Source organism: Fortiea sp. LEGE XX443 (assembly GCF_015206815.1).
Lineage (GTDB): Bacteria > Cyanobacteriota > Cyanobacteriia > Cyanobacteriales > Nostocaceae > Nostoc_B.
The window spans coordinates 1-8282 of sequence record NZ_JADEXZ010000128.1; the positions used below are offsets into that span (position 1 = coordinate 1).

6 protein-coding genes and 1 pseudogene are annotated in these 8282 nt (G+C 36.5%); 2 read left to right on the forward strand and 5 right to left on the reverse strand.

The window, feature by feature from the left end; all coding sequences use genetic code 11:
* The first annotated feature begins 617 nt into the window (after nt 1-617).
* A complete protein-coding gene (locus tag IQ259_RS26225) occupies nt 618-848 on the forward strand; it encodes a hypothetical protein (RefSeq protein WP_193888916.1) in 231 nt (76 codons plus the stop codon).
* 112 nt (nt 849-960) lie between these two features.
* Here the strand turns inward: IQ259_RS26225 and IQ259_RS26230 are convergent, their stop codons facing one another.
* From IQ259_RS26230 to crtA, 3 genes are read right to left on the reverse strand one after another with little or no spacing between them, the layout of a single operon-like run.
* Nucleotides 961-1743 carry an HpsJ family protein gene (locus IQ259_RS26230; protein WP_193888917.1) on the reverse strand — a complete coding sequence of 261 codons (783 nt, stop codon included), beginning with the start codon at nt 1741-1743 and terminating at the stop codon, nt 961-963.
* A 41-nt stretch (nt 1744-1784) separates the two neighbouring features.
* Nucleotides 1785-2444 (reverse strand): cyanoexosortase A system-associated protein, encoded by a 660-nt coding sequence (locus IQ259_RS26235; RefSeq protein ID WP_193888918.1) that lies wholly within the window; start codon nt 2442-2444, stop codon nt 1785-1787.
* Nucleotides 2444-3298 (reverse strand): cyanoexosortase A, encoded by an 855-nt coding sequence (gene crtA, locus IQ259_RS26240; protein WP_193888921.1) that lies wholly within the window; start codon nt 3296-3298, stop codon nt 2444-2446. Before crtA ends, IQ259_RS26235 begins: the two co-directional genes overlap by 1 nt.
* Before the next feature lie 1283 nt (nt 3299-4581).
* Between crtA and IQ259_RS26245 the strand changes: the two genes are divergently transcribed.
* Nucleotides 4582-6441 carry a carbohydrate-binding protein gene (locus tag IQ259_RS26245; RefSeq protein WP_193888919.1) on the forward strand — a complete coding sequence of 620 codons (1860 nt, stop codon included), beginning with the start codon at nt 4582-4584 and terminating at the stop codon, nt 6439-6441.
* A 412-nt stretch (nt 6442-6853) separates the two neighbouring features.
* Here IQ259_RS26245 and IQ259_RS26250 read toward each other — a convergent pair whose 3' ends face one another.
* Together IQ259_RS26250 and IQ259_RS26255 are read right to left on the reverse strand one after the other, a co-directional pair.
* Nucleotides 6854-7540 (reverse strand): PEP-CTERM sorting domain-containing protein, encoded by a 687-nt coding sequence (locus tag IQ259_RS26250; RefSeq protein WP_193888920.1) that lies wholly within the window; start codon nt 7538-7540, stop codon nt 6854-6856.
* Nucleotides 7541-8086: 546 nt separating this feature from the next.
* Nucleotides 8087-8282: pseudogene (locus IQ259_RS26255) on the reverse strand (IS630 family transposase); the annotation flags it as partial.

Consider the following 8282-nt stretch of genomic DNA (forward strand, 5'->3'; position numbering starts at 1 on the left):
TGTTGGATGAGGATCTCTTGCCAAATGTTTAAGAATTTGTAATTCTACATCCATTGCCCTACTTTCCTTCCAGAGTTTTTTCTTTTCATCCTTTTATTCAGAATACTCGGAAAGTGACAGAAGAGGGCTAAATTGGAATAGACTAATCTTGCCAACATCATCCAAGCATTTAGTCTAGTTATGAAATTTTTGCCATACCGACTTCAAACAGAATTGGATGTTGTCCCTCGCAGGTGTTATTCTCGCTTTACTACTTAACCTGAGTTCGGGATAAGAAATCCTCAAAACCCTTGAGTTTTCATTGTTTGGTTTGAAGCTCTGTTTTAATATATTCTCAATAAGGTATATTGTTGAAATTAGTCTCATTTATGAACCTTATTGACAAAATGATTGTGCTTTAATCGCTTCTCTTATCACATAAAGTTTAGCTCGATCCCAAAAGTGTTGAATCTCGCAACACAACTTTACAATCTTTGTGTTTTACCCAGGTAAATTTCTTGTCCTATTGAGAATAAAGTCATTAAACACTCGAATTTGGTATCACCAACACCAATGGACATCTTGAGCAATATCCTCAAAATCTTAACATTCAACACTTTTGGCTCGATCCTTACAAAATGAGCTTTTTAGCTTCTGGTTTAACCCGAACTCAGGTTACTTACCATTCCTCTAAGACTAGCGACGCTGACCACCAAACTCCCCAAGCCCAAGCTAATCTTACCTTTGGCGGCAGTTCAAACCGAGAAGAATTTACTACCTTCTTTGCCCAATGTTATCCAACTCCAGTTTTGTTAGCTGTATCTCTATCCCCATACCTACATCAGCTTAAAATGTTGAAACCCGTCTAAGCGGGTTTCATTTATATGGAAGTGAATTATTTGTTGCGCTAGAGCTAGAAATATTAACTAATGCTTAATTAAGCTGGTCTACGTAGTTATCAAAAGTTAACTTGTGCTTTAACTATGATGATTTTTTTCTTGCCCAGCGTGTTTCCTTCCAAATAATAAAGAATAAAACTGAGGATATTAAGGCTCCTACATTCCATTTGACGGAATTTTTCAGCAAATTCAATGTTACGGAAGACTGATTCGTTTCCTTTTGGGTTTTGAGTTGTTGCTTGGCTTGCGTGAGTTCTGAAATGATTTGGTTTTTTATGTCTTCAGGACTTCTGCCATTTAATGAGCCACCCTGGCGCTTAATTAAATTATCTATATCTGTCGGTGAAGTTTGGCTTAACTGCTTTTCAACCTGATTAGCTTGAGATAATCTTTGCTCATAGCCAGTCTTGATTTGCTCAAGATTGGTATTATACAAACGTATTGTGTTAAATACTCCTAAAGGAATTAGCAGTATGTATAACAAGGCCACTAACAGAGTTAAACGAGATAACAAAGCCAAGACCGGCAGTTCCCATTTGGCTCGTTTTGCTAACTTCCCAGATAATACAAATAATATTGCAATTAATGGTACTCCTACTTGGTTCACTAACCTTCCCATTGTTTGAAATTCCCAATTAGGATTCAGGAAGTTTGGTGGAACAAACATCTCAATTATATCTAGCAATGCCAACAACAACATACCGTAGCCAAGGAAGCGCCAAACATTAATTAACTCCAGTAGAGGCTGTATAGTACCTACCAATTTACTTAATTTGGTGAATTCTAACTCAACAAATTCGCGGATATCAGATTCAGTGTTGTTAGATTCACGGGTATTAGATTCACGAATGTCAGTTTCAGCCATAAGTTAAAGGTAATTAATTACAAAAGTACAGTTATTAAAATTCAAGGTTTAGGAAAGCGAGGTTGCCACCACTGATACCAGGAAAACCAAGCTTTCTCTAATACTTGGTAAGCTTCTTCTGGGGAAGAATTTTGTAAAGGAATCGATAAGTGTACCCACAAACAGCGTTTATCTAGAAGGGCTTCCTGTCCTAGTAAGATAGGCATTATACGGTTAAAGCTGATATCTTGAGAAAAGCGATTGTCTCTAAACTGTGCATGAGTGAAAGTACTGCCTCCTCGTGGGTTTATACAAGTACTGAGATAAGCCTTTTGTTTGTCTACCCCCAGTCCATAGTACCCTGCTCCCTTTTGCTGACGCATCACGGTGGGGGATGTTATGCCAAGATTGCGTTGAATATACACACCAATATCCGCATGGTAAAAATCCTGCAAATAGTGCATTTCAATATCTAGAGGTAAATCATTTTTAACATATCGGTAATATTTTTGTGCTAATAAATTCGGGTTCTCTTTAGTTAAAGATTTTACTGGTGCAGCCACACTCGGCTGCCATTCTCCTAAAGGCACTTCTTGAGGAAAAACAAAAGTGTTAATTTTTGGTTTATCTGGGTTAGGAAAGAAAATTGATTTACCTAAAACTAATATTCCTGCACCAAATATTAAAGCTAAAAATTTAATACGGATTTCTTTCCAGTACATTAGTTTGAGTAATTTGTATTATTATTTTTATTTTCTTGCTCATTACTACTAAGCATAAACCAGAAGAAAAAGCATAAAAATAGACTGGCAATCATAGAAAATATAAGAGAACCATCTCCACTATGCCAATATTTAAATGCTTGTTTATCACCTTGTGCTACTAAAATAGCCATTAGTGAGACTCTAAAACCATTGACAATAAATCCTATCATTATAGCTACTGTTGGTAATATGAATTTTTGATGAAACTTGATATCAAACATAAAAATAAACAATACCACCAGGCTTAATAAATCAATGATTATTTCTATGCCAGAACAACCAGAATATACTTCTATAGTTCCTGTTGGTAGGCTAATAGTAATTCCAGAACGAGTTACTTTAAAACCCGTATACCAAAGAATAGCTGTAGATAGTTTAGCGGTTAAAAGTGTTGTATCTATTTGAAACATACGGAATAGATTACGTATAGTAAGGAAACTTAAAAGCAACAACTCTTGATTGTATTGCTTTAAACCCCTATAGCCAGAGGCCAGTAGAGCAAGACCAACACCAGAAATTAATGGTGGAAATAATGATAAGATACCAATATTTATTTTAAATAAACTAATTATAAATATAAAAGCTATAAACAATACGCCTGTTAAACTAGAAAATAATCCACTTTGCAAGTTTAATTTATTTTTTTCTTTCAATAATAAATATATAACAACCAAAAATAAAACATTGACATAGAAGTTTGTTGGTTCATCTTTCCTTGCTACTATTGTTAAGTTAATTGCTATTAGTGAACCGCTTATTCCTAATAACCACAACTCAACGGTTTTTAGTGATGTGAATAACATATTTTGCATAGCTTTTCTCATGTAAATTAATTAAATTACATAAATTATAGCAATTTCAATTACAGTACTTTTTCAAAAGAAGACAATTTTTTCTTTGTCTAAACCTAGGAGAGTTTTTGTGTTTTTTTAAAGAAAATTGCTTTTATATAACAGTAAAAATTAGCAGTCGAATTCAAGGTGAGTAAATGATTCTAGTTTCTAATTTTTAGCTTTTCTTAGAAGTTGGCAAACATTTTTTGACCAAATGTTCTTGAACATGAATTCAGTCTGGAAAGTATCTTATTTTCTCAAGACGTAGCTAATTGGTTACTACAAAATTTTGGGGAACACTAGGATGAAGAGAATTATCAAAAACACTTTGATAAACTATTGCTTTATAAAAATACTAGCTGAATCAGCTATTTTATTTGCTTTTACTGTTGCTATCCATGTATTATTAACCTAAGATTAGGCAGCACTCTGAAAAGATGAGTCAGGCAATTTCCTATATCAAAATAGTCAGCGCTTTTCCTCCTTTAGCAATTATAAATACTACACAATTTGCATATCTTGTAGATACTTTTTGCATGTTTGTATGTAAATACAATTGCATACAACGTATAAATAATACAATATTTATTATTTTTTTTCATCAAATCTTCATTTAAGATAAGAGTATATCCTGACATATATTGTCCTTCAGTATCGAACCCTACTTTTTCATTCAGTGCTTCTGGTGAGGATAGCAAGCTCCTTGCCTTGGTTTTCACAAAAACTTATTTGAACTTAGCAGTATACTTATTCTTCATAATCTTTATATTTTTACAAAAAATATAATTCATTCGATACTTGGTATTTTTTTTACTAATATTCCAATACAATTTAAAACTCTTATTAAGTAAAATCCTCAGATATCTATACTTTGAAAACCTTACTTTTTCATTAGTCCACCTCCGTGGAGTGTATCTATATAGTAGCAAATTATACTAGCGAGGTATACTTTTAAAATATCTTCTTAATCAGCAGCGCCGTGTTTATTTTAATTTACGTGCAAGATATGAGCCAGGATATATTTTATATTTTTTTTGTGATTGACTCACAAAGTGTTGATTTATTCAATATCTCAGATGGATTCAGTGTAAATTTTCTTACACATGTTCCTACATTAAAACACTAATCCAAAGAAATGCTGAGGTTGTTGCTTCGATTCGTAATATATTATCTCAAGTGTCGCTCAGTAATCATGAGCGTACGTATTAGCAGCAAGTTAACTACGATTCCCTGATTCATATTTTGATTCGGCTTAGAGGAATATGGCAAAAAATAAATTTAGCAGATTTTTCTTATGTGCTGCTATCACGTTAGTGTTGAGTTTATCCGGCATTAGTCATGTAAAAAGTCCTATCTTTGAAACAATGCAACCTTCAGTGGCTGCGAGTACATCGACTATTCCGTCGAGCGCCCTTGCGCCTTGGCCAGTATTTCAGCGAATAGACGCTCTCAGTTTCTCTTCCCGCGTTGGTTTACAGACAGTCTGGGGGGATTATTTGGAGCGTAGCGAAAATCCGTTTTCTGTTGGCTATACAGATCATACCCAAGAGTTGACCTACACGGCTAATGGCAACTATGCAGTTTATAACGACCTTGATTTAGGCAGTGGTGTAGAAGCGCTGATGCTGCGTATTGCCTTGCCTTCTGGGACAAATAGCGTGGAAGTTCGTGCTGGTTCAGCTAGTGGTTCTTTGTTGGGGAGATGTACCATCAACAGCACTGGTTCTGAGTCAACCTACCGCACGGTTCGGTGTCCCTTGAATAGCAGTCTTGCACAAGGCCAACAAAACCTTGTCATCAGGTTTACAGGGTCTAACAGCACTATGCGCTTTAATTGGTTTGCTTTCTGGGCAAAGAATACAGTGCAGAAAATTGACGAGATACAAAAAGTCCAACCCGATGCTGTTAACAAAGGTGCGTCTGTGCTTCCAATTGCTGGTAGCCCAGTGCGGACACAAAATCTATTACCAGGAAGTTCTGAAGCTTTGGCAAAATCCTATGGGATGTGGTCTCCTGGTAAAGTGTGGGAATGCCCTAAATGGATGCACGATACTTATTGGGTAAAAGGTGAGGATGACAAGATATACCCCACATGGCACTCGCCTGTGGATTTTAACCCTGAAACAAATGCGTATTGTACCTATGGTCATGAGCATGGTGATGATCCCCGCAGTTCGGAAGCATTCAATATTACGGGTATGCCGGCCTTTGGTTATGTAAACGAGCAATTAGCAACTAATAATCCATCCAATCCATCTCTTCATAGACATGAAGATCACTTTGGGCATAAGGTTCTTGTTGCTAATAACTGGCATATGTATAATGCGAGTAACAACAGTATAACTACAGCCTGCGATGTTAGCTTAAAACTGCACATGGGTACACATTCGCCAGATGCGCTAACAAATACAGCGCATGAAATGTTTTTGGCTGGTAAATGCGATGAGATGGAACCCTTCAACTTAAAATACCTTGCCTCGTTTGGCGCTGCGGGAGCATTCAAAGAAGCTGAAACTTCATTATGTAACTTACCTGTTGTTTCTGGTATTGCTCCAATTCCAACAAACCAACCTAATTGGGGTATTCATCGCGCAATTCCTACTGCTGAATGTTATCAACGTGGGACGGTAGACCAGAAAAATTCTCTAGTTCTTGATAGAACCAAAGAGTATTGGCTGACAGGCTTTGGAGAGCGTGGCTTTTATTTCACCATCACAAATCCTTCTCGTTTTTATAATGCGTCGTCCTCAACGAAAATCAGTAGGACAGTGGATCTATGTTACAATTCGAGCCATCCTCTTTCTAAGACGCTGTTGTGCCAAGAAACTTTAGCGGCAGGAAGCAAAGTAACATGGGATGATCCTCGTTCGCCTTTCCGAGGAACTGTTCATTCGGGTAGTCACTTTTCAGGGCTTGTGTTTGGCGATTCTCCAAATTCAGTAACCTACACAGATGCTTACGGGAGAAACTCAAGGACATCACCTGCTCCTGATTTAGGGATTACGCTTAAGCAACTTGTTCCTACTAAAGGGTTTGGCTATAACGTAGATGGCCACGCCAGCCTTATCCCGACAGCAGACTATTCTGCATCTGGGAGAAATGGGGTAAGAGCACCTAACTAAAGTAAGCTAATTTATCAATTTTGAAAAACAGTCTGTGAGTTTGCTCATAGGCTGTTTTTTGTATTATTTTATTGGTCACAAGTTAAGGCTGGAAGGCATTTGTCAAGACTAACTAAGATGCGTTTGTCTTGACAAGAAATGTTTATTGTAGATGAATTATTGTCATCTCTTGAGTTTAGTTTACCCAGTTGTAAGTATTTTTAATTTGTGGAAACACTAAGTTTAGTAGTTACGATAATTAGGAAAACTGAACTCTATCTCTGCCGTAATTTATTTTTAATCAGTTAATTTCAGCACTTTTAAAGTTGCAAAAACTGATGAAAATTTTTGCAAGTAGCACTGGCAAAAAAAAAGGGAAGGGAATGGAAGTTTATGCTGGGGTTTGATATTAAGCTTACCCAATAGTTACGGGTTAAGCTTTGACTAGCTTTTCGCCGTTTTTGGAATATCGTTTTCTGAGATATGCGCCAAAGGTTGCACCGAGAGCAATACCGCCCATTGTTAGGGGTTCAGGTACGGGTTCGCCTGTAGCTGTTAGAGTAACCAGGCCACCACCACTGCTACTAGTACCATTTAAGCTAAATAGACCATTAGCAATTGTTTGACCTCCGAACCTAAATATCCCACTCACTATACTGGTATCATTCTGTATATTTAGGCTAACTTGACCATCATTTATCGTTCTTGTTACCTTACCTCCCGTAATTGCAAAGGTTAAGCGGTTTGTATCTCCATCAATCGTAACGTTACCAAAATCAGCAAAACTGGTAAAAGCAGTATCAGTATCAACGCCGTATACAGCGGGATTGCCTGCTATTTCTCGTGTCAGTACTAAATCTCGGAGAGTGACTAGAGAAAGAGCTGGAGTAGCAGTGGCAAAATCTCCACTGGTTGATAGAACAGAACCCTGATTGGTAGTCCAGTCGACAGATTCCACCAGATTATTACCTAAAGTTGGATCACCCAACAGAGCGCCAGCAGAAAAAACTACCTCCCCAGTTAGAGTGATTGCCATTGCAGAAGAAGGAGCTAGAGCTACGCCTGCCATTGTTGTAGCAGCCAATGTTGCCCCAAGGCATAGAGATTTAAACTTGTTCATAAGATTCCTGTTTGTTCTTATGTGGTTGATTTACATTTCTTAATACCAATCATTTTTAAAGCTAGACTTCATAAATTAAGCTCAATTGATCATGCAATCAACTTGATACTAAGCCCACTTTGTAAAAAAGAAGTACTAAGATACGTAAGTAATACAATCGCAAATTTAGAAAAAAATCACAATAGTAAAATTGTAACTTCATAAAATCTTTGTATAAAAGATCCAATTTAATAGCAAAAATTCAAAGTAATTACCTCTTTGCCTTTTTGAGTATTGTGAAGCATAAGCAATTTCTACTCAAATAATTTGTTGCACCTATTAACAGTAATAATTGTAGAGTAAATTCTTTGTCAAGAAAGAAAATAGCAGCTTGCTAGAGAGGCTTAACGGCGGTCAGATTTGATTACAGAATATATTTCTAAAAAATATTATTCATCTATTTGTTGATAGCTTGCTCTCTTGAATCAGACAAATAAGATCAAGCTATTAAATATTATTTTATTCCTGCCATGAGAGGAGCGATCGCATTAAAACTTCCATATAGGACTAGTATTTGATTTCTGAAAAAGCTCCGTACATCTGGAGAGAGAGAAAATCAAAGGTAGTGTTTCGGAGAAACCACTCAAACATCCACTTTAAATGAGAGAATGTTGGAATTAAAGCGCAAAAACGTCTAACCCAGGTTTTTGCTTGTAACCAAATATCTTCTATAGGATTTTGGGATGGGCAGTTAGGAGCAAAG